Origin of the sequence: Streptomyces sp. NPDC008317 (genome assembly GCF_042955955.1) — a bacterium.
In the GTDB taxonomy this organism is placed as follows: Bacteria; Actinomycetota; Actinomycetes; order Streptomycetales; family Streptomycetaceae; genus Actinacidiphila.
The window spans coordinates 13,527-34,204 of sequence record NZ_JBIBFQ010000003.1 but is presented as its reverse complement, the minus strand read 5'-3'; the positions used below and the strand labels follow the sequence as shown (position 1 = coordinate 34,204).

Sequence of the window (20,678 nt, the reverse complement as noted above, 5' to 3'; positions counted from 1 at the left end):
TAAGGCGCACAGCGGGGGCGTACCGGGGCGAGACCGTGCGGAAAGCGGTTACGGGGCCAATGCGGCGCGAGTACAGGGGCCATAGACACCCGTGGGGTCACAGGTGATTCCGCGGTCCCGCTGAATCTGCGTCACACCGCGCACGGTGGCGTCGTCGTACACCCCGGTGGGCGACACATAGGTGAATCCCTGCGCGAACAGCAGCCGCTGAAGATCGGTCACATCCGATCCGGTGTCACCCGCCAGGAGCGTGCGGGGAGTTGGGGCCGTGGCGCTCGGCGCGGGGGAGTCGCTGGGGGCGGTGGTGGGCGGTGCGCCGGTCACGCTCGGCCCCGGCGCGGGGGAGCCGTTCCCGTGCCCGGTCCCGGTTTCCGTGCCGCTTCCGGGCATCGCTGACGGCCCCGCCGGTGGCGTGGCCCGACGGGTCGGATCGCCGTCGGGCGCCGGGGCCCGGCCCGTGTGGCCGCCGGTCGAGGGCAGCGGTCCGGCCGCGTGGCCGGATATCCCGCCGCTGGTCAGCGGCCGGGTGCTGGAGGGCGGGGGAGCCGGCCGGTCGGGCGCCGTCGCGCCGGGCGACTGCGGCCACACCTGCCAGGCGATCACCGCCGCCACCGCGACCGCGGCGATGGACACCGCGCCGAGCAACAGCGGGCGCTCGCGCAGCCGGTCACGTCGGGCGTGCCCGTCACCGGGTCCTGCGGCCGCCGCGCGGCCGGTGTCCTCGGGCCCCGGCACAGGAAACACCACGTCGATCACATCCGGCGGCTCCTGTCCGCAGCCTCGCGACTCGGGTGCCGCGACCGACGTCGCCGCGCGGTCCGGCCGGTACCGACGCTCCCCGTCCGCTGCCCGCTGCCCCGCCCTGTCGTCTTCCATGTCCATCACCGGTTTCACTCACGCCACTGCCGGATCATCCCCACCCGCGAAACCTCCCGCACCCCAGGGTGCGGTAACAAGGTGGCCCCGCCAAGGGGGCCTTGACATCCGCGGACAAGGGTGAGCCATCGGGGAGCCGACGGGCCGAACCGGTTCCTCGGCGTCCCCTCTTTCGTATCAACAGGCGCAGCGGCACCGTGCGTGATCCACGGTTGTCGCCCGCGGCCGGGCCCGACGCGGCAGAATTATCGTTTCTGCTGCGCGTCCGGCCCGGCGACCGGCGGTGCGGCGGCGCTGCTCAGTACATCGACGGCGGCGGCGGGGGCGGCGCGGGACTCGGCTCAGGCGTCGGCGGCACCGGGTCGGGCGCCGGGCCGGGAGGCACCGGCTCGGGTCCCGGAGGTGTCGGCGTCGGATCCGGCACCGGGACCGGGCCCGGGCCGGGGGTGGGACCGGGCACCGGCGACGGGAACGGATCGGGCCCCGGCGTCGGGAAGGGCTCGGGCACGGGGTTGGTCATCGCTGCCTCCGAAGGTCCTGGCGAGGGCCTCTTCGTGATCCTCGCCGACTGGACACGACACGTACCCGGTCATCGCGCGCCTATGCCGCGCGCCCCCGCGCGCGCTCCCGTGGGAGTGAACCGCTCCGGCGCCCGCAACTGCGCGCCCACGGCGCGTTGTCTGTCCGGGGGACCGATCCACGGCGGAAGGAGCCGGTGATGGCAGAGGACTGGGAAGACCTGCGGGAACCTGGTGTGGTGCACGTCCTGATCACCGCGCGCGACGAGGCCAGCGCGTATCGCGTCTTCGACGCCCTGGTCGACCGCTTTCCCGCGGTCGGTCCCCCTGCCCCGGCCCGCTCCCGGCCCGGCCTCGTCGTCCTGTCCGTCCTCGCCCCCACCGCCTGACGCCTCCCGTCTCAGGGGCGCGGGCGGTGACCTACGGGGGCGTCGTGCCTGGTCGCGCCTACGCGGCGGCAGCCGCTCCGGGGCAGGACGTGCCCCGTAGGGGCGCGGGGAACTGCGCGGCCGGCCCCCACCGGCGGGTGGTCCGGGGACGACCGGAATGCCCCTTCGAGGCGGGTGGTGACGTGCGGGAGCGTGGTGGCTGGTCGCGCCCGCGCGGCGGCGCCGCACATCGAACGCGGCGCCGGGCCCCTGGAGGGATCGGCTCACCGATCCGGGCCGGGACGTGCCCCGTAGGGGCGCGGGGAACTGCGCGGCCGGCCCCCACCGGCGGGTGGTCCGGGGACGACCGGAATGCCCCTCCGGGGCGGGTGGTGACGTGCGGGACCGTCGTGGCTGGTCGCGCCCCCGTGGCGGCAGCCGCACATCGAACACGGCCCCGCGCACCTCACGGCATGGCCTTGCGCAGGGCCAGGGCACCTCGCGGCGGCTTGGGGGAACCGCGTTCCGCGCGGTGCGGGGACGGCGGCCGAATGGCCCATCGGGTGTTTGGGGGTGCGCGTCCGGCCACGGGATGAGGTGTCACCCGGATGGGTCGGAGGCCGGGGACGGGGCGGGCGAGGGCAAGGAGGCGCGGCGGTACGGGGGTTGGTAGGAATCGGGCGGCCGGAGGCGGCGGCAGGGAAGGCGGACAGCGACGCCGCCGGGTTGGGTGGGGAGCGTGCCGGTCCCCCCATGAGCGGTCGCCAGACCGCCCCGGTGCGTGGAGAGACCACATGCGCTCTGGACGTGCCCCCGGACGGACAACGGCCGCCCTCGTCGCGGGAACGGCGCTCGCGCTGGCCCTGGCCGCACCCGCCGCGCGGGCCGACTCCGACCTCACGTCCTTCGGCTTCGGCGTCTCGCCGACCACCGTCGTGCCCGGCGGGAAGGTCACCCTCACGGCCACCGACTGCGCCGGCCAGGCGACCGCCTCGGCCCCGGCGCTCTTCGGCGACGTGACCCCCGGCAAGGGCGACGGGCCCGGGCAGGTCGCCACCGCCACGGTGGACGGCGAGGCCAAGCCCGGCGCGCGGTACGTCGTGACCTTCACCTGCGGAAGCCAGCGGGGCACCGCAGCGCTGACCGTCGCGGCCGGTACGACGTCCACCGGTACGAAGCCGACCGCCGCGGTGCGGACCGGCGCGGTGCGGACCGGCCTCGGCGGCGATGTGTCCGCCCCGAACGCGCGGGAAATCCTCGCGGGCGGCGTCCTGGTCGCCGCCGCGGGCGTGCTCGTCGTCCGCCGCAGACGCGCCGCCCGCGGCTGACGGCGTACCGCCGCCCGCGAGGCTCCCTCGCGCGGTCGTCCACGCGCACCTGACGCGCATCCCCACGGAGCCCCGACTGAGTCCTGCCCGAGCGGCCTGCCCGAGCCGCCTAGAAGCCGGAAGCGCGGCCCCGTGGCGGAATGTGGGACGCTGGATAATGTCCCTCATGGCGATAAATCATGCCAAAGCTATCCTGGTGGTCCGTGTGGCCCGCCTCGCGGATGTGGTCAGATGACCGCCGCCCGACCCCGGAGCAGGTGCATGACGGCACGCAAGCGGCCACCAGGTGGCGGCTACGACCCCCGCGTGGGGCCTTTCCCGACGGGTCTGCCGACGGCCCCGGAGATCGGCCCCGGGGAGCGGCTTGCCATGAACGGCATGGGCACCTTCGACTGGGACCTCGACCTCGGCACCTTCGACCTCGACCAGGCGGGACTCGACGTCTTCGACCTGCGCCCGGAGGAATTCGACGGCCGGATCGACTCGCTGGTGCTGCGGGTGACCCCGGAGGAGAGCGCCCGCCTCGACATCGCGCTGCGCAGGGCCCTGCAAGCGGGCCGCCGCAGCTACGGCGGATACTTCCAGGTCACCCGCAGGGACGGCGCCAAGCAGTGGACGCACACCCAGGGCGCCATCCTGCGCGACGACCTCGGCAACGCGTACCGCGTCCTGGGCATCGTCAGGGACGCGACCGCCGAGCTGACCCAGACCCCCGCGCCCAGCACCCCGCCGCCGCGGCACGAGCGCCGCAGCCTGCCCTCGATCGTCCGCCGTACGATCGAGGCGCTGTCCACGGCCGTCACGGTCGACGACGTCATCGCGGTACTCACCGGCGCGGGCGGCCTGGAGCGCTTCGGCGCCGACGGACTGACGCTCGGCCTGATAGAGACCGGCAATCTCAAGGTGGTCGCCTTCAGCGGCCGGGAGATGTCCTTCTACGAGGGGCTGCGGCTGCGGCGGCTCGACGACTCGCTGCCGCTCACCCAGGCCGTCATCACGCAGCAGCCGCGGTTCGCCACGGACTTCCCGGCGCTGGCCGAGAAGTTTCCGCTGCTGCGCGCCCAGATGAAGCCCGGCGCGGGTGTCGACTCCGACAGCAACTTCGCGGCGGCCTTCCTGCCGTTGGTCGCCCAGGCCCGCTCCATCGGCGGCCTCGCGCTCTTCTACCACGACCGCACCGAATTCCGGCCCGAGGACCGCGAGCTGTACATGACGCTCGCGGGCATCCTGGCCCAGTCCCTCCAGCGCGCGATCCTCTTCGACCAGGAGCGGGAGTTCGCCACCGGCCTCCAGGCCGCGATGCTGCCCCGGCACATCCCGCGCGTCGACGGCGCCGAGATCGCCGTCCGCTACCACGCGGCGCGCAGCGGGCGGGAGGTCGGCGGCGACTGGTACGACGTGGTCGCGCTGCCGCAGAACCGGGTCGGCCTGGTCGTCGGTGACGTGCAGGGCCACGACACGCACGCCGCCGCCGTGATGGGCCAGCTCAGGATCGCCCTGCGCGCGTACGCGGCCGAGGGCCACCCGCCGTCCACCGTGCTCGCCCGCGCCTCCCGCTTCCTGGCGGAACTGGACACCGAGCGCTTCGCCACCTGCGCCTACGCGCAGATCGACCTCGCCACCGGCTCCGTCTCCGCCGCCCGCGCGGGCCACCTCGGGCCGCTGATCCGGCACACCGACGGGCGTACGGGCTGGCCGAATGTGCGCGGCGGCCTGCCGCTGGGCCTGGCCACCACCCTGGAACTGCACGAGTTCCCCGAGACCCGGATCGACCTGGTGCCCGGCGAGACGCTGGTGTTCTGCACCGACGGCCTGGTCGAGGAGCGCGGTCTGGACATCACCATCGGTATGGAGGCGCTGGCCGAGGCGGTGCACTTCGGCCCGCAGCCCGCCGAGGCGCTCGCCGACCACCTCGCGGAGAACCTCTGGGAGCGCTGGGGCTCGGGCGACGACGTCGCGCTGCTGATCCTGCGCCGCGCCCCCGACACCGGCACCCCGCGCGCCCCGCGGATGCACAGCTACGTCCACCAGGCCGACCCCGAGGGCCTGGCCGACGCCCGGTCCGCCCTGCGGCAGGCGCTCACCGACTGGGGCCTGGCCGACCTCGCCGACGACGTGGAGCTCGCCGCGGGCGAGCTGCTGGTCAATGTGCTGCTGCACACCGAGGGCGGCGCCGTCCTCACCCTTGAGGTGCTGCCGGAACCGGTACGCCGGGTGCGGCTGTCGGTCCAGGACCGGTCGAGCGTCTGGCCGCGCCGCAGATCGCCCGGCGAGGCGGCCACCTCGGGCCGCGGCCTGCTGATGATCGACGCGCTCGCCGCCTGCTGGGGCGTGGAGCCGCGCGGCGACGGCAAGGCCGTCTGGTGCGAATTCGACCCGGACGAGACCGGTACGGACGGCTGAGCCCCCGCTCCCGGGACCCGGCCGCCCGTACCGCGGCCGCGCTCAGCTCACGTTCAGCGCCGTCTCGTCGATGACGAACGAGGTCTGGAGCTTGGAGCCCTCGGTCCCGGTGAACTTGACGGTGACCGTCTGCCCCGCGTACGCGCCCAGGTTGAAGGTGCGCTGCTGGAAGCCGGAGGCCGCGTTGACGTTGGAGTACGTGGCCAGGGTGCTCAGTACGGTGCCGGAGGAGTTCAGGACCTGCGCCTTGAGCGTGTCGTAGGCGGTGGTGCCGGTCTCCGCGGTGTCGATGTGCAGCCAGAAGCTCAGACTCGCGGCGCAGCCCGCCGGGATGGTCACCGACTGCGCGACGGTGTCCGTGGTGGCGGTCCCGTAACCGTCGAGCCACGCCTTGTACGAGCCGCTGTGCGCCGCCTGCGACGCGTTGTTGTTGATGACGCCGCTGGTCGCCGTCCACGACGAAGTGCCGGACTCGAAGCCGGGGTTGGCCAGGAGCTGGCGTGCGGTGCAGGTGCCGCCGGTCGGCGGGGTGGTCGGGGGAGTGGTGGGCGGCGTCGTGCCGCCCGATCCCGAACCCGCCAGCCAGGCCGTCGCGTTGAGCGCGAGCGCGGCGTCGGTGCCCGCCGGGTCGTCCCAGCCGTTGTAGAGGGTGTTGCCCGACTGGCCGGTGCCGTCGTCGGCGGGTGAGCTGTCACCCCAGATCGCCACCCGGCCGCTGCCGAAGGTGCTGGTGACGAAGAACGCGCCGGTGTTGCCGGACGAACCCGTCTTGTACAGCAGCCCCTTGACGTTCGGATTGTCGGCGGGCTTGAGGGTGAAGGTGGTGCCGTCGCGCAGGATGCTGCCCGTCACATTGCCGAACGGGCCGTGCAGCACCGGGTTGGACGCGTCACTGATCGCCCGCGGATTGTCGGTGCTGATGTCCAGCAGGTCGACGGAGAAGCCGAACGGGTCGGTGTTGTCGACCCCGTTGCTGGTCAGCAGGTCGGTGATGACGCAGGGGGAGTCGCAGCCGTCGTTGTTGCGGTCGCTGTTGTTGTGGTCGGAGATCAGGAAGAGCCCGCCGCCGTTCTGCACGAATTTCATCACGGCGGTCTTCTCGGCCGCGCTCAGCTTCACGTTCGGCTCGGGCAGCACGAAGGTGTCGAAGTTGCTGAGGTCCTGGGCGTTGGAGCTGTTGCCGTAGGTGATCGTGCGACCGGACGGCAGCGTGTTGAGGGTGTACCCGCCCGCCTTCTGGAGCGCGACGCCCCAGGCGGAGAAGGCGCCGGTCCAGTCCGTCTCCTTGGTGGGGTTGGCGTTCTGGCCGAGCGGGTCGGGCTGGCTCGTGCTGATGATCCAGTCGGCGTTCCCGGCCGTCTCGGCCTTGGTGTTGTCGAAGAGCACGCGGTGCGTCGTCGCCGCGGCCGGCACGACCGGGGCGCCGGGGGCGGCCTGAGCGGAGCCGCCGCTGAGACCGGCCGCGCCGAGCGCGATCGCGCCCAGTGCGGCTGCCGCGCCGATCAGCACACGGCTGCGGGGCACACGGGTTCCAAGCATCCGTCAACCTCCAGGTGGGGGGCGGTCAGTGGGGGTGCGGGAGATGATTCTGCGCGCGTAGAACCTGTGACTGATGTGCCGTGCGTTACGAGCGGGTGAATGCTGCCGGTCGGCTCTCGCCGCGCGCGTCCGGTGGGTGGGGGCCGGAAACTCCGCGCGTCACTCTAGGCTCATGACGCGACCCTGACAACATTGCCGCCCGGTGCGCTGGAGCGCGTATCCCGGTCCCCGAACCCCATGGCCCCCGACCCCCCCGGTCCGGCAACCCCCTGCCCCGGACATACGTCCGCCTCCCCGTGTGAACCGTCATCACATACGGGGAGGCGGACGCGCCTACCGCGGCGGGCGCGGCGTCGCGGTTACTGCGACACGCGCACGTAGTCGATCAGCATGCGCTGCGGGAAGACCGTGGTGGCGTCGGGAGCTCCGGGCCAGTCACCGCCCACCGCGTTGTTGAGGATGATGTAGAACGGGTGGTCGTACACCCACGGACCCCTGGTCGCCTCCACCGTCGCCTTGTCGGCGGTGAAGAAGGCATGGCCGTCCACCGAGAACGTCATGTGGTGGGAGTCCCAGTCCACGGCGTAGGTGTGGAAGTCCGAGGCGAAGTCGCTGCCCGCGAGGGTGTACGGGGACCCGTAACCGTTTCCGCCGTTGTAGGCGGGGGCGTGCAGCGTGGAGTAGACGGAGTCGGCGACCTTGCCGACGTGCTCCATGATGTCGATCTCACCGGAGTTGGGCCACGGCGTGCCCGTCTTGAAGTTGGACCCCAGCATCCAGAACGCGGGCCACAGACCCTGCGTGCCGCTCACCTTGATCCGCGCCTCGACGTGGCCGTAGGTGAAGTTGAAGTGGTCCGAGGTGTTGATCCGGCCCGAGGTGTACTGGTGGCCCTGGACGTTCTCCTTCCTGGCCTCGATGACGAGGTTGCCGTTGCCGTCCATCGAGGTGTTGTCGCCGTTGGTGTAGTACTCCAGCTCGCCGTTCTGCCCGCCGCCGATGTCCTGGGTCCACTTGCCGGTGTCCGGCTTGGTGCCCGCGGCGCCGTTGAACTCGTCGCTCCACACCAGGTGCGTGGGGTTGCCCGGGTCGGGCGGCAGGGCGGGCGGCGCGGTGGGGTTGCCGCCGGTGCCGTAGACGTCGAAGGTCCACAGCGAGTACCCGTAGCCGTTGCTGCGCGCGGTGCCGTACATCCGCACGTAGCGGCCGGTGCCGTCCACGTTCAGGGTCTCCTTGAAGCCCTTGCCGGTGGTGGTGGAGTAGATGCTCGTCCAGTTGGTGTTGTCCGGCGAGACCTGGATCTGGTACGCGGTCGCGTAGGCCGGGTCCCACTGGAGGACGACCTGCGTGATGTGCGCGGTCGCGCCCAGGTCGACGCTGATCCAGCCGGGGTCGACCCAGCCGTTGGTGTCGCTGGTCGCCCACCGGGTGGCCGGGTCCTCGTCGAACGCCTTGGCCGGCGTGCAGCCGACGCAGCTATTGGCGTTCTGGTAGGTCGAGGCGGAGGCCGGCTTGTTGTACGACAGCAGGACCGCGCCGCCCGGCGGCGTGGTGGGCGGGGTGGTCGGGGGTGTGGTGGGGGGAGTGGTCGGCGGGGTCGTGCTGCCGCCGCCACCGGTGAAGATCTGGAACTCCCAGAGTGAGACGCCGTATTGGGTGGCGCGCGCGGTGGTGTAGACCCGGACGTAGCGGCCGGTGCCGGTCAGGGTGATCAGCTCGGTCGCGCCGGGGCTCGTGGTGGTGGAGTAGGCGTTCGTCCAGGTCGTGCCGTTGGCCGAGACCTGGATCTGGTACGCCTTCGCGTACGCCGTCTCCCAGCTCAACTGCACACCGCACACGTTCTGCGAACTGCCCAGGTCGACCTGGAGCCACTGCGGGTCGGCCGCCGCGCTGGACCAGCGGGTGCCCATGTTGCCGTCGACCGCGGCCGACGCGGGAGTGCCCGCGTTCTCCGTGGACGAGGCCGTCGCGGGCTTGTTCAGCGCGGAGTTGGCCGTACCGCAGGCCGCGTTGCCCGTGCCGGTGGAGCCGTAGACCTTGAACTCCCAGAGCGAGACGCCGTATTGGGTGGCGCGCGCCGTGGTGTTGATCCGGACGTAGCGTCCGGAGCCGGTGACGTCGAGGGTTTCGGTGCCACCGGCGCCGGTCGTGGTGCTGTAGATGTTCGTCCAGGTCGTGCCGTTGGCCGAGACCTGGATCTGGTACGCCTTCGCGTACGCCGTCTCCCAGTTGAGCACCACCTGGGAGAGGGTGGACGTGGCGCCGAGGTCGACCTGGAGCCACTGCGGGTCGGCCGCCGCGCTGGACCAGCGGGTGCCGAGGTCGCCGTCGACCGCGGCCGACGCGGGAGTGCCCGCGTTCTCCGTGGAGGAGGCGGTGGCCGGTTTCGCCTGCGAGAGCAGGGTGCCCGCGGCCTTGGCCGGAGTCTGTGAGACCGCCAGCGCGAGCGTCGCGACGAGGGCCGCGACGAAGGCGAAGATCAGCGATCTGGGGAATCGTGTCGTGGGGGACGGAAGGGTCTGTGGGGGGTTGCCGATCACGGCGTCTCCTGATTGGTCGCCGAGCGAGAGAGCGCTCTCTGAATGCTGCGATGATTACGGCGCTGTTGCTGACACGTCAAGAAAGTGAACGAGATTCGCCCCGCGAATTCACTCGGACCCGCCTTGATGTCGACACTCGAAGGGTCAACGAACCACTCGTCCCGATAAGGGAGTTAAGCGGCTTGTCGCTGTGTGCAAGAGCTTGAGACGGTGAACATGACGATGGCGGCGGAGAAAAATCTCCGCCGCCATGATTGGTCCAGTCCTGCGCGTCAGCCGCAGGTCAGTACCGGCCCCGCCCAGTCGGCGTGGTCGGAGTCGTTGCCGTTGCCGCCGTCGGTGACCACCAACCGCAGCTCCGTACCGCCGCCCAGAGCGGCCGTCAGATGCCGGGCCGTGTCACTGCCGGTCACCACCCCGCTGTCGGCCACCAGCGTCGAGTCGCGGTAGATCTGGAAGTCCACCGAGCCCTTGCTGCCGACCTCGTCGTCCACCCCCACGTCGGCGGTGACCGAGGAGCACCCGCCGCCCAGGTAGTAGACGACCGTGCTGGCCGCGTGCACGCCCAGCCCCTTGCTGTACGTGGTGCCGCCGACGGTGATCGTCCTGCCGTCGCCAGCGGCCTGTTCGCCGTTGCTGCGGTCGCGCTCGACCGGGCCCCAACCGCTCACCGCCGACGACCAGTTGAGGTCGCTGAGGGCGTGCGTGCCGGCCGAAGGGCCTTTGCCGCAGGCCATCTTGGCGTCGGCCCAGTCGGCGTGGTCGTAGTTCATGCCGTCGCCCGCGTCGGTGGCCACCAGCCGCAGCGTCGTCCCTCCGGTCAGATCGGCGGTCAGGTGCGCCGCCGCGTCGTTGCCCGTACGGGTCCCGCTGTCGGCGACCAGGGTGGAGTCGCGGTAGATCTGGAAGTCCACCGAGCCGTTGCTCCCCACCTCGTCGTCCACCCCGACGTCCACGGTCAGCTTTCCGCACAGACCGCCGACGTAGTAGGAGAGGTCACTGGGCGCGTGCACCCCGAGTCCCTTCGCGTACGTGGTCCCGCCGATGGTGAGCGTCCTGCCGTCGCCCGCGGCCTGTTCGCCGTTGCTGTGGTCGCGCTCGACCGGGCCCCAGGCGTTCACCGCCGAGGTCCACGACAGGTCGCTCAGCTCGTTGAGCCCGGTCGGCGGCGGCACCGGGCTGCCCGGGGTGACCCGGAACATCACCGTGCCGTGCGCGGGCACCGACGCGCTGATCGTGCCGCCGGTGCTCGATGTCGCCTTGGACCACAGGTCCTTGAGCGCGTACGAGGACGCGCCGCCGACGCCGACGGCCTGCGCGGTGGTGCTGACGGTCTGGGCGGAGGCGTTCTCATTGGTGAGCGTCACCGCGCGGTCGCCATTGGCCAGCGGCTTCGACATCACCACGAGCCCGCCGGAGGAGGAGACCACCGAGCCCTGCTTGCCCAACGGGTCCTGGTCCACCGCGATCACGTCGGCGTTCTTCAGGATCGTCAGCGTGGCGGCGGACGCGGTCCTGATGTCGCTGCCGATCAGCAGCGGCGAGGCCATCTCCGACCAGAGGCTGAAGTGGGTGCGGTACTCGGTGTCGGTCATGCCGCCGTTGCCGACCTCCAGCATGTCCGGGTCGTTCCACGCGCCGGGCTTGGCGTACGGCGCGAGCTGCTGGTTCTGGTGCGCGATGTTGATCATGCTGGACCACGAGTCGCTGATGTCCCCGGTCGTACGCCAGGAGTTGCCGACCGCGGGCGCCCAGTTCCACGGCTGGTTGGAGCCCCATTCGCAGATGCTGTAGAGGATCGGCCGGCCGGTGGCCTTCAGTGCGTCGCCCATCGCCTTGTAGCGCTGCTGCGCGTCGACGTTGTTGTTGTTGCAGTTGTCGTACTTGAGGTAGTCCACGCCCCAGGACGCCCACAGGTTGGCGTCCTGCTGCTCGTGGCCGAGGCCGCCGGGGAAGCCCGCGCTGTTGCAGGTCTTGGTGCCCGCGGAGGAGTAGAGGCCGAATTTCAGCCCCTTGGAGTGGACGTAGTCGGCGACGTTCTTGATGCCGTCGGGGAAGCGCACGGGGTCGGCGACGAGGTTGCCCGAGGCGTCGCGGCTGGGCAGCGCCCAGCAGTCGTCCAGGTTGACGTAGGTGTATCCGGCGGCCTTGAGGCCCTGGGAGACGAAGAGGTCGGCGATGCCCTTGACCATCGCCTCGTTGAACTGGGACCCGCAGCCGGTGGAGTTCCAGTTGTTGAAACCCATCTGCGGGGTCAGGGCCAGGCCGTTGTCGAGGGCCGCGGCCGGTGGCGCGGCGGCGATCTGAGCGGTCACGGCGGCGGTCGCGGCCAGTGCGGTGAGTCCGGCTCCCGCCCCGGCGACGAGGGTGAGCGACGCGGCCGAGGCCGCGAGGCGCTGCCGGAGGTGGTGTGTTTTGGTGTGTCGTTCGTGCGGCATGTGCGGCTCCGAGTCATTTCAATGGCGCACAATCCAACGGGGTCGAACGAAAGCAACCACATTTCAGCGGTGCAGCGTGAGCATGTCAATAAGCGCGGTGCGGTGAACCCCGAAGTGCCGTGCGCCAATCCCGAATGACCGTACGAGGCGCGCCACCGGCCGTTCCGGAGGAGATCGACTTTAGGGTGGGCCCGGACCACTGAGATCGCCGAGAGCGGGAACGTGCACGGGATGCCCGACGTACCAGAACCCATGGTCAAGCTGGTCCGGTGGACCACGGAACCGGCCGCGGCCCAGACCCTCAGGTCCACCGCCGCGGCCGTCATCGCCTATGTCGCCGCCGTCCAGCTCACCCCGCAGCCCGCCCCGCTGACCGCGCCACTGACGGCTCTGCTGGTCGTCCAGGTCACCCTCTACTCCACGCTGACCACCGGCATCCGGCGGGTGAACTCGGTGGTGGTCGGCGTCCTGATCGCCATCGGCTTCAGCGCGCTGGTCGGGCTGAGCTGGTGGAGCCTGGGTCTGACGATCTTCAGCGCGCTGCTGATCGGCCGCGTCGTACGGGTCGGCGAGTTCGTGCCCGAGGTCGCGATCAGCGCGATGCTCGTCCTCGGCGTGACCCGGGTCGCGGACACCGCGTGGGACCGGGTGCTGGAGACGCTGATCGGCGCGGGCGTCGGCCTGCTGTTCAACCTGCTGTTCGCGCCGCCGGTCTGGGTGCAGTCCGCGGGCGGCTCCATCGAGTCGCTGTCCCGCCGGATGGGCGCCCTCTTCCGCGACATGGGCGGCGAGCTGGCCGGACACCTCCCCGTCGAGCGCGCCGCCGCCCGGCTGCACGAGGCGCGCCGCGTCGACCACGACATCGTCGAGGTCGACGCCTCGCTGCGGCAGGCGGAGGACAGCCTGCGGTGGAATCCGCGGGTCCGCGAGGGCGTGCTCTCCCGGATCGTGCTGCGGACGGGGCTCGACACCCTGGAGATCTGCGCGGTGGTGCTGCGCGTGCTGTCCAGGACGCTCACCGACCTCGCCAAGCACCGCACCGAGGAGTCGCTGTTCCCCGACGACGTCGCCGTCGAACTGGAGGAGCTGTTCGACCACGTGGCGCACGCGATCGAGAGCTTCGCCGTACTGATCACCACCCAGGTCGCGGCCAACGCGCAGTCGGCGGAGGAGCAGCTGGCGCAGGCCCTCACCGACAGCACGGCCAGCCGTGACAGGACCGCCCAGCTGCTGCTCGCCAAGGTGCGCGAGCACCCCCGGCAGTGGCAGCTGCACGGCGCGCTGCTGGCCGAGGTCGACCGCATCCTGGACGAGCTGGCCGTCGAGAAGCGGTCGGAGCGTTTGGTGGAGGAGCTGGACCGCTACTCGCGTGAGCAGAGCGACCGGCACCCCTGGCTGCACATGATCAAGAAGCGGCTGGGCGCCGCCCGTGCGGTCCTGCGCTGACGGCCGGCGCGCGAGCTCGCGTCAACGTACGGCTGACGGGCGCGGCGACCGTATACGACCGTACGGCTCAGGCCCCGGTCTCCTCCTGCGGGCCGAACCAGTCGAGGCAGACCACCAGCGCGTCGTCGTCCGCTTCGTGCCCCCGGTAGTCGGGCAGCTCGCGCAGCACCGCGCCCGGCACGTCGGCGGCGGGCAGCAGACTCGTCGCCGACAGGCCGCGGATCAGCGCCCGGTCGCCGTACGCGTCGCCCTCGGGGGAGTACGTGGCGTAGACGCCGTCGCTGGCGAACAGCAGCCGGTCGCCGGGCAGCACCTGGAACTCCTCGGCCACGTAGAGGGTCTCCTCGAACATCCCGAGCGGCAGCTGCTCGTCGAATGCCACCCGCTCGACGGTCTTGCCGCGCTGCCGCCACAGCCGCGGCGACCCGGCGTCCACCACCTGCACGACACCGCTGGGCACGTCGAAGGAGAGCAGCAGCGTGGCGACGTGGGCGGCGCCGCGGTAGCGCGACCACAGCGCCTGGTCGGCGAGCGCGGCCTGGTCGGCGATGCCGATGCCCGCCCGGCGCGCGTTGCGCAGCGCGTTGACGGCCAGGCTGGTCAGCAGGGACGCCTCGATGCCCGCGCCCATGCCGTTGGTGATGGCCAGGGTCAGGGTGTCCGGGCTGGCCGACCAGTCGAAGTTGTCGCCGTGGATGGCGTAGGCGGGCTCCAGTTGGGCGCCGAGCGCGTACTCGGGCCGGGCGAAGGCGCGGCCCGGCAGCAGCTCCCACTGCATCTCGGCCGCCAGGGTGAGCCGCGTGGCCCTGCGCGCGATCAGATAGTGGTCGGTGTCCCGCTCGGCGACCACCAGTTCGCGTCCGAGCAGCTCGGCCACGTCGGCCAGCTCGCCGACGCCCTGCACGGCGTGCCGGTCGGCGGGCAGCACGACCGTGAGGATGCCCAGCCGGTCGCCGCGCACGGTGACCGGCAGATGCACGGTGACCTCGCCGTCCCGCCCCGCGCGCTGCTCCACCGGCTGCTGGCTGCCGAACGCCCTGCCCTGCGGGGTGTTGTGCACCGGCAGCGAGAGCCTGGCGGGCGCCGAGACGTCGACCGACTGGAGCACCGTGGTGCTGTAGTCGGCCAGCAGCAGGTCGGCCGAGACCGTGCCGTAGTGCTCGGCCAGCGCGGTGCGCGCGGTGTCCAGCAGAGCGTAGGGAGCCGCGGAGCGCAGAGCGCGTTCTACGGCCAGGAAGTTCGTCACGGGCGGGACAGCCTTTGCTATCGGTGGGAGAGACGGCGGGTGGGGGGCTGAAGCGGTGCTGACGGACGGCGGCGGTGAAGGGGGTCGGGGACGGCGGCCGAGGTGAGGGCGGGGTGACGAGGTGGGGCGCGGCGGGTGGCAGCGGGCCCGTGCGGGGAGGCGCGGGCTGACAAACCGCCGTCGTCAGTGGCACAGTGGCCAGGTGCCCCACATCGTTCCGCCTCACCGCCATGAGCAGGTCGCTCATGAAGCCAGTGCTGTGTCGGAACTGCTGGAGGTTCTGTGGGGGAGAGGCCAGGAGGCCGCACCGTCCGGCCCCCTGTCACCGTCGCAGGTGCGGGCGCTGTTCGCGATCGAACAGTACGAGGGCGCCAATCTGCGGACACTGGGCGACGCGCTGGGATCGCGGCCGTCCTCGGTGAGCAGGCTCTGCGACCGGCTGGAGGCGGTCGGTCTGGTGGACCGGCAGACGAGCCCGACCAGCCGCCGCGAGGTGGAACTGCGGCTGACCCGGCGCGGGCACGCGGCACTCGCCGAATTCCGCGACTTCAGGGCCCGCGAGGTGAAGGCCGTGCTCGGCCGGATGGCGCCGGACGAGCTGGCGGCGCTCGCCGAGGGACTGACGGCCTTCCGCCGTGCCGCCGCCGGTGCGGCCGTACCCGGTGCGACCACCGCCGACCCCGCACGCCGTGCGGCGGACTCCGCCTAGCATCACGCACCGCTCCCCGCCCCGGGCGCTGTCGCCCGCGCACTCGCATCCCGACCCGCACCCATGCCGTGACACGAACACGTGTGCGTCGGCACAGACTCTTGTCCGATGGATATTGTTGTCAAGTGGCAACGATCTTACTAGGGTGGCTCGCGTGACTGCGCATGTCGGGCAGCGCGGGGGCGACAGAACGCCTCGTACGGCCGCCGGTGCGGCAGAGAGTGAAGGAAGCGCTGTGAGCGGTGGCGGAGAGGGTGCCGGGAGACCGGTCGAGGTGGCCGTCCGCCGGGCCGGGACCGCGCTGGTCCTCGCCTTGCGCGGCGAGCTCGACCTGGAAACCCTGGAGCCGCTGCGGGCGGCGCTGGCCGCGGCCAGGCGCGACGACGCGCCCCGCGTGGTGCTCGATCTGTCGCAGGTCACTTTCTGTGACTCCTCCACGGTGAACGAGTTGCTGCGGGCCGATGTCGATCTTGGCCCCGGTCGCCTGTGGCTCGCCGCTCCCTCTCCCTTCGTCGCCCGGCTCTTCGGCCTGGTCGGACTGCCGATGGTGCTGGCCGTCCGTGACTCCGTCGAAGAGGCGCTGGCCGGCTCCGACGACCGCGCGTAACGCTCGGCGCCACACTGCGCGCCTTCCCCTGAAGCACGGGGGCGAACCCGCTGTGACGTGAGACCGCTCTCACGCGTACCCACTGTCACCCGACCCGCCCACGCGCGGGCGCTCAGGCATGTCCGGAAACCGGCAGGTCCGCCAACTGGCTTTGCCATGGCATGAATCGTTGCCTTCCGAGGCGTAGACGCCGCCGTAGCGCGTCTGTAACACTCTGCCAACACAAACGCAAATTTCTCGCAGAACAACGATGGATCTGCATGGGAAGAGCGCAACTTCATATGCTCAACCCGCACGTTTCGGATAGTCCGTCTCCTGAACCTCCCACCGCTCCGGTCGCGACGAAGCGCCGGACACGACATAGAGGGACGCTATGAGAACGAAGCGCTCCATCCCACGGCTGATGGCGGGGGTGACCGCGACGAGCCTGCTGCTCCTGGGCGGGTCCGCTCTTCCCGCCATGGCATCGGGAGAGCCAAGTCCGGCGACCGACAGCGCGGTCTCGGTCAGTAGCACCAGCGGCAAGAACAGCGCCGCCCACCTCAACGACGGCGACCAGAACACCTATTGGCAGAGTTCGGGCAAGTCCCTGCCGCAGTGGGCGCAGATCGACCTGGGCCGCACCACCCGCATCGACCAGGTGCGGCTGAAGGTCCCCTCGGGGTGGAAGTCCAGGTCGGAGACGCTCTCGATCCAGGCGAGCGAGGACGGCGAGACCTTCAACACCCTGGTCGGCTCGGCGAAGTACACCTTCAGCCCGTCGACCGGCAACACCGTCAAGATCTCCTTCCCGGCCTCCATGGCGCACTACGTGCGCGCCGAGGTGACCGGGAACTCCGCCGGGTCCTCCGCCCAGCTCTCCGAGATCACCGCGCAGGCCGCCGCGGCCTCGACGGTCAACCTCGCCAAGGGCAAGCCGACCGCGGAGTCCAGCCACGCGGACGTCTACGGCTCGGGCAACGCCGTTGACGGTGACGCGAATTCGTACTGGGAGAGCTCCAACAACGCCTTCCCGCAGTGGCTCCGGGTCGACCTCGGCTCCGCGGTGGCGGTCAACCAGGTCGTGCTGAAGCTGCCGCCGGCCACGAGCTGGTCGACGCGCACGCAGACCCTGGCCGTCCAGGGCAGCACCAACGGCACCACGTTCACCGACATCGTCGCCTCGGCGGGTTACTCCTTCAACCCGTCGTCGGCCAACACGGTGACCATCAACTTCAACTCGACGACGACCCGGTACGTCCGGCTGAACATCACCGGCAACACCGGCTGGCCCGCGGGCCAGATATCCGAGTTCGAGGTGTACGGGCCGACGACCGGTGACACCACCGCGCCGACCGCGCCCGCCAACCTGGCGTACACCCAGCCCGCGTCCGGCCAGGTCAAGCTGACCTGGAGCGCCTCCACCGACGACACGGGCGTCACCGGCTACGACGTGTACGCCAACGGCGCGCTGCGTACTTCGGTGGCCGGGAACGTGCTGACGTACACCGACAGCCAGCCCGACACCGCGACCGTGGCGTACTACGTGGTCGCCAAGGACGCGGCGGGCAACCAGTCGGCGCACAGCAACACCGTGACGCGCACCGGCACCTCGGGTGACACGCAGGCGCCGACCGCACCGGGCAGCCTGGCGTACACCCAGCCCGCCTCCGGCCAGATCAAGCTGACCTGGACGGCGTCGAGCGACAACGTCGGTGTCACCGGCTACGAGGTCTTCCGCAACGGCAGCCAGATCGCCACCACCGCGGCCAACGTGCTGACCTACACCGACAGCCAGCCCGACACCGCGACCGTCTCGTACTTCGTACGGGCCAAGGACGCGGCCGGGAACGAGTCGGCGAACAGCAACACGGTGACCCGCAACGGCACCAGTGTCGGCGGTACGAACCTGGCGGTCGGCAAGCCGATCGTCGCGTCCGCCACCGTGCAGAACTTCGTCGCCGCCAACGCCAACGACGACAGCCTGTCGACGTACTGGGAAGGCAGCGGCACCAGCACCCTGACCGTCTCGTTGGGCTCCAACGTGGACACCAGCTCCGTGGTGGTCAAGCTCAACCCCGACGCCTCGTGGGGCAACCGGACCCAGACCATCGCGGTCTCCGGCCGGGAGCAGAGCGCGAGCACGTTCACCCAGCTCTCGCCCGCGACCGCGTACAACTTCAGCCCGTCCACCGGCAACTCGGTGACGATCCCGGTCTCCGGCCGGGTCGCTGACGTGCGCCTCACCTTCAGCTCCAACACCGGTGCGGGCGGCGGCCAGGCGGCCGAGTTCCAGGTCATCGGCGTACCGGGGCCCAACCCCGATCTGACCGTCAGCTCCCTGACGGCCTCGCCCGCCTCGCCGATCGAGACCGACCCGATCACGCTCAGCGCGACGGTGAAGAACATCGGCACCGACGCGGCGGCCTCCACCGACGTCAACTTCTACCTCGGCACCACCAAGGTCGGCACCGGCACCGTCGGCGCGCTGGCCGCGGGCGCGAGCAGCGTCGTGACCGCCAACATCGGCGCGAAGGACGCGGGCAGCTACCAGCTCACCGCCAAGGTCGACGAGTCCAACAAGGTCGTCGAGCAGAACGAGACCAACAACAGCTACACCAACCCCACCGCCCTGGTGGTCAAGCCGGTCGACACCTCCGACCTGGTGGCCTCGCCGGTCGCCTGGTCGCCGGGCAACCCGTCGGCGGGCAACAACGTCAACTTCTCGGTGGCCATCAAGAACCAGGGCACCGTGGCCTCGGCGAGCGGCGCGCACAACGTCACGCTCACCCTGGCCGACGCCACCACCGGCAGTGTCATCAAGACGCTGACCGGCTCCTACAGCGGCGCCATCGCGGCCGGAGCGACCACCAGCCCGATCAACCTGGGTAGCTGGACCGCGGTCAACGGCAAGTACACCGTGAAGACGGTGATCGCCGTCGACGCCAACGAGGTGGCGACCAAGCAGGCCAACAACACCAGCACCCTGTCCTTCTTCGTCGGTCGCGGCGCCAACATGCCGTACGACTCGTACGAGGCCGAGGACGGCGTGCTCGGCGGCGGCGCCCAGGTCGTCGGTCCCAACCGGACCGTCGGCGACATCGCGGGCGAGGCGTCCGGCCGCAAGGCGGTGACGCTCAACTCCACCGGGCAGTCGGTGTCCTTCACCACCCGCGCCAGCACCAACACGCTGGTGGTCCGCTACTCCATCCCGGACGCCGCGGGCGGCGACGGCATCAACTCCAACCTGAACGTCTACGTCAACGGCACGTTCCTCAAGGCCATCGACCTGACGTCCAAGTACGCCTGGCTGTACGGCAACGAGACCGGCCCCGGCAACAGCCCGGGTGCGGGCGGCCCCCGTCACATCTACGACGAGGCCAACCTGCTGCTCGGGACGACCGTCCCGGCGGGCAGCACGATCAAGCTCCAGAAGGACGCCGCGAACACCAGCACGTACGCGATCGACTTCATCAACACCGAGCAGGCCACGGTGATCCCGAACCCGGACCCGACGAAGTACGTCGTGCCGGCCGGCTTCACCCAGCAGGACGTGCAGAACGCCCTGGACGCGGCGCGACAGGACACCACCAAGCTCGGCGTCTACCTGCCGACCGGTGACTACTCGACCGCCCAGAAGTTCCAGGTCTACGGCCGGTCGATCAAGGTGATCGGCGCCGGTCCGTGGTTCACCCGCTTCCGCACTCCGGCCGACCAGTCGAACACCGACGCCGGATTCCGCGCGGACGCCACCGCCAACGGGACGACGTTCTCCGGATTCGCGTTCTTCGGCAACTACACCTCGCGCATCGACGGTCCCGGAAAGGTCTTCGACCTCTCCAACGTGGCCAACATGACCATCGACAACATCTGGGTCGAGCACACGGTCTGCATGTACTGGGGTGCCAACACCGACAACATGGTGATCAGCAACTCCCGTATCCGTGACACGTTCGCCGACGGCGTCAACATGACGAACGGCTCCACGGACAACCACGTCTTCAACAACGAGTCGCGGGCGACCGGTGACGACAGCTTCGCGCTGTTCTCCGCCATCGACGCCGGCGGCGCGGACGAGAAGAACAACGTGTTCGAGAACCTGACGTCGCTGCTGACCTGGCGCGCGGCGGGCGTCGCGGTGTACGGCGGGTACAACAACACCTTCCGGAACATCTACATCGCGGACACCCTGGTCTACTCCGGAATCACCGTCAGCTCGCTGGACTTCGGTTACGCGATGAACGGCTTCGGAACCGTGCCGACCAACATCCAGAACGTGTCGCTCGCCAGAACGGGCGGTCACTTCTGGAACGGCCAGACCTTCCCCGCCATCTGGCTGTTCTCGGCCTCGAAGGTGTTCCAGGGAATCCGCATCAGCGATGTGGACATCACCGATCCGACGTACAGCGGCATCATGTTCCAGACCAACTACGTGGGCGGTCAGCCGCAGTTCCCGATCACGGACACCATCTTGACCAACATCTCGATCACCGGTGCCCACAAGAGCGGTGACGCGTACGACGCGAAGTCGGGATTCGGTCTGTGGGCCAATGAGCTGCCGGAGGCCGGCCAGGGACCGGCCGTTGGTTCCGTCACCTTCAACGGTCTGCACCTGAGCGACAACTTCCAGGACATCAAGAACACCACCTCGACCTTCACCATCAAGGTCAACAACTAAGGG

12 protein-coding genes are annotated in these 20,678 nt (G+C 70.7%); 7 read left to right on the top strand and 5 right to left on the bottom strand.

Going from position 1 to position 20,678, the window contains the following annotated elements; translation table 11 throughout:
* Nucleotides 1-48: 48 nt before the first annotated feature.
* Nucleotides 49-756, bottom strand: coding sequence for a peptidoglycan-binding protein (locus ACFY9V_RS10125; protein ID WP_391160652.1), 708 nt, complete (start codon nucleotides 754-756; stop codon nucleotides 49-51).
* Between the two features lie 838 nt (nucleotides 757-1,594).
* Here ACFY9V_RS10125 and ACFY9V_RS10120 point away from each other — a divergent pair.
* The 3 genes from ACFY9V_RS10120 (at nucleotide 1,595) to ACFY9V_RS10110 (ending at nucleotide 5,493) form a co-directional block, all read left to right on the top strand.
* Entirely contained in the window at nucleotides 1,595-1,783 is a 189-nt protein-coding gene (locus ACFY9V_RS10120) for a hypothetical protein (RefSeq protein WP_355347712.1), read from the top strand.
* Between the two features lie 773 nt (nucleotides 1,784-2,556).
* The gene (locus ACFY9V_RS10115) at nucleotides 2,557-3,090 is read left to right on the top strand and encodes a hypothetical protein (RefSeq protein ID WP_391160650.1); all 534 of its coding nucleotides are present in this window, start codon (nucleotides 2,557-2,559) and stop codon (nucleotides 3,088-3,090) included.
* Nucleotides 3,091-3,351: 261 nt separating this feature from the next.
* Complete coding sequence (locus ACFY9V_RS10110; RefSeq protein WP_391050727.1) at nucleotides 3,352-5,493, top strand: SpoIIE family protein phosphatase; 2,142 nt, start codon at nucleotides 3,352-3,354, stop codon at nucleotides 5,491-5,493.
* 42 nt (nucleotides 5,494-5,535) lie between these two features.
* On the opposite strand, the gene ACFY9V_RS10105 is transcribed toward ACFY9V_RS10110, so the two are convergent.
* The 3 genes from ACFY9V_RS10105 to ACFY9V_RS10095 all read right to left on the bottom strand — a co-directional run bounded on the left by ACFY9V_RS10105 (nucleotide 5,536) and on the right by ACFY9V_RS10095 (nucleotide 12,010).
* Nucleotides 5,536-7,032, bottom strand: a complete 1,497-nt coding sequence (locus ACFY9V_RS10105; protein ID WP_391160648.1) for a hydrolase — start codon at nucleotides 7,030-7,032, stop codon at nucleotides 5,536-5,538.
* Between the two features lie 359 nt (nucleotides 7,033-7,391).
* A complete protein-coding gene (locus tag ACFY9V_RS10100) occupies nucleotides 7,392-9,512 on the bottom strand; it encodes a discoidin domain-containing protein (RefSeq protein ID WP_391161366.1) in 2,121 nt (706 codons plus the stop codon).
* A gap of 332 nt (nucleotides 9,513-9,844) precedes the next feature.
* A complete protein-coding gene (locus tag ACFY9V_RS10095; protein ID WP_391160646.1) occupies nucleotides 9,845-12,010 on the bottom strand; it encodes an NPCBM/NEW2 domain-containing protein in 2,166 nt (721 codons plus the stop codon).
* A gap of 231 nt (nucleotides 12,011-12,241) precedes the next feature.
* On the opposite strand from ACFY9V_RS10095, the gene ACFY9V_RS10090 reads away from it, so the two are divergent.
* Nucleotides 12,242-13,456, top strand: a complete 1,215-nt coding sequence (locus ACFY9V_RS10090; RefSeq protein WP_355347699.1) for an aromatic acid exporter family protein — start codon at nucleotides 12,242-12,244, stop codon at nucleotides 13,454-13,456.
* A 67-nt stretch (nucleotides 13,457-13,523) separates the two neighbouring features.
* Here the strand turns inward: ACFY9V_RS10090 and ACFY9V_RS10085 are convergent, their stop codons facing one another.
* Nucleotides 13,524-14,702 (bottom strand): SpoIIE family protein phosphatase, encoded by a 1,179-nt coding sequence (locus ACFY9V_RS10085; protein ID WP_391160644.1) that lies wholly within the window; start codon nucleotides 14,700-14,702, stop codon nucleotides 13,524-13,526.
* Nucleotides 14,703-14,904: 202 nt separating this feature from the next.
* Between ACFY9V_RS10085 and ACFY9V_RS10080 the strand changes: the two genes are divergently transcribed.
* The 3 genes from ACFY9V_RS10080 to ACFY9V_RS10070 all read left to right on the top strand — a co-directional run bounded on the left by ACFY9V_RS10080 (nucleotide 14,905) and on the right by ACFY9V_RS10070 (nucleotide 20,675).
* Nucleotides 14,905-15,411 carry a MarR family transcriptional regulator gene (locus tag ACFY9V_RS10080; RefSeq protein ID WP_355347693.1) on the top strand — a complete coding sequence of 169 codons (507 nt, stop codon included), beginning with the start codon at nucleotides 14,905-14,907 and terminating at the stop codon, nucleotides 15,409-15,411.
* 235 nt (nucleotides 15,412-15,646) lie between these two features.
* The gene (locus ACFY9V_RS10075) at nucleotides 15,647-16,018 is read left to right on the top strand and encodes an STAS domain-containing protein (RefSeq protein ID WP_355347690.1); all 372 of its coding nucleotides are present in this window, start codon (nucleotides 15,647-15,649) and stop codon (nucleotides 16,016-16,018) included.
* A 373-nt stretch (nucleotides 16,019-16,391) separates the two neighbouring features.
* Nucleotides 16,392-20,675, top strand: coding sequence for a discoidin domain-containing protein (locus ACFY9V_RS10070; protein ID WP_391160642.1), 4,284 nt, complete (start codon nucleotides 16,392-16,394; stop codon nucleotides 20,673-20,675).
* The last annotated feature ends 3 nt before the right edge of the window (nucleotides 20,676-20,678 follow it).

What these genes read in the sequence shown, in the direction of transcription:
- ACFY9V_RS10110 (WP_391050727.1), top strand. Translation starts at nt 3,352, where the DNA reads ATGACGGCACGCAAGCGGCCACCAGGTGGCGGCTACGACCCCCGCGTG.
- ACFY9V_RS10120 (WP_355347712.1), top strand. Translation starts at nt 1,595, where the DNA reads ATGGCAGAGGACTGGGAAGACCTGCGGGAACCTGGTGTGGTGCACGTC.
- ACFY9V_RS10090 (WP_355347699.1), top strand. Translation starts at nt 12,242, where the DNA reads ATGCCCGACGTACCAGAACCCATGGTCAAGCTGGTCCGGTGGACCACG.
- ACFY9V_RS10095 (WP_391160646.1), bottom strand. Translation starts at nt 12,010, where the DNA reads ATGCCGCACGAACGACACACCAAAACACACCACCTCCGGCAGCGCCTC.
- ACFY9V_RS10115 (WP_391160650.1), top strand. Translation starts at nt 2,557, where the DNA reads ATGCGCTCTGGACGTGCCCCCGGACGGACAACGGCCGCCCTCGTCGCG.
- ACFY9V_RS10105 (WP_391160648.1), bottom strand. Translation starts at nt 7,032, where the DNA reads ATGCTTGGAACCCGTGTGCCCCGCAGCCGTGTGCTGATCGGCGCGGCA.
- ACFY9V_RS10070 (WP_391160642.1), top strand. Translation starts at nt 16,392, where the DNA reads ATGAGAACGAAGCGCTCCATCCCACGGCTGATGGCGGGGGTGACCGCG.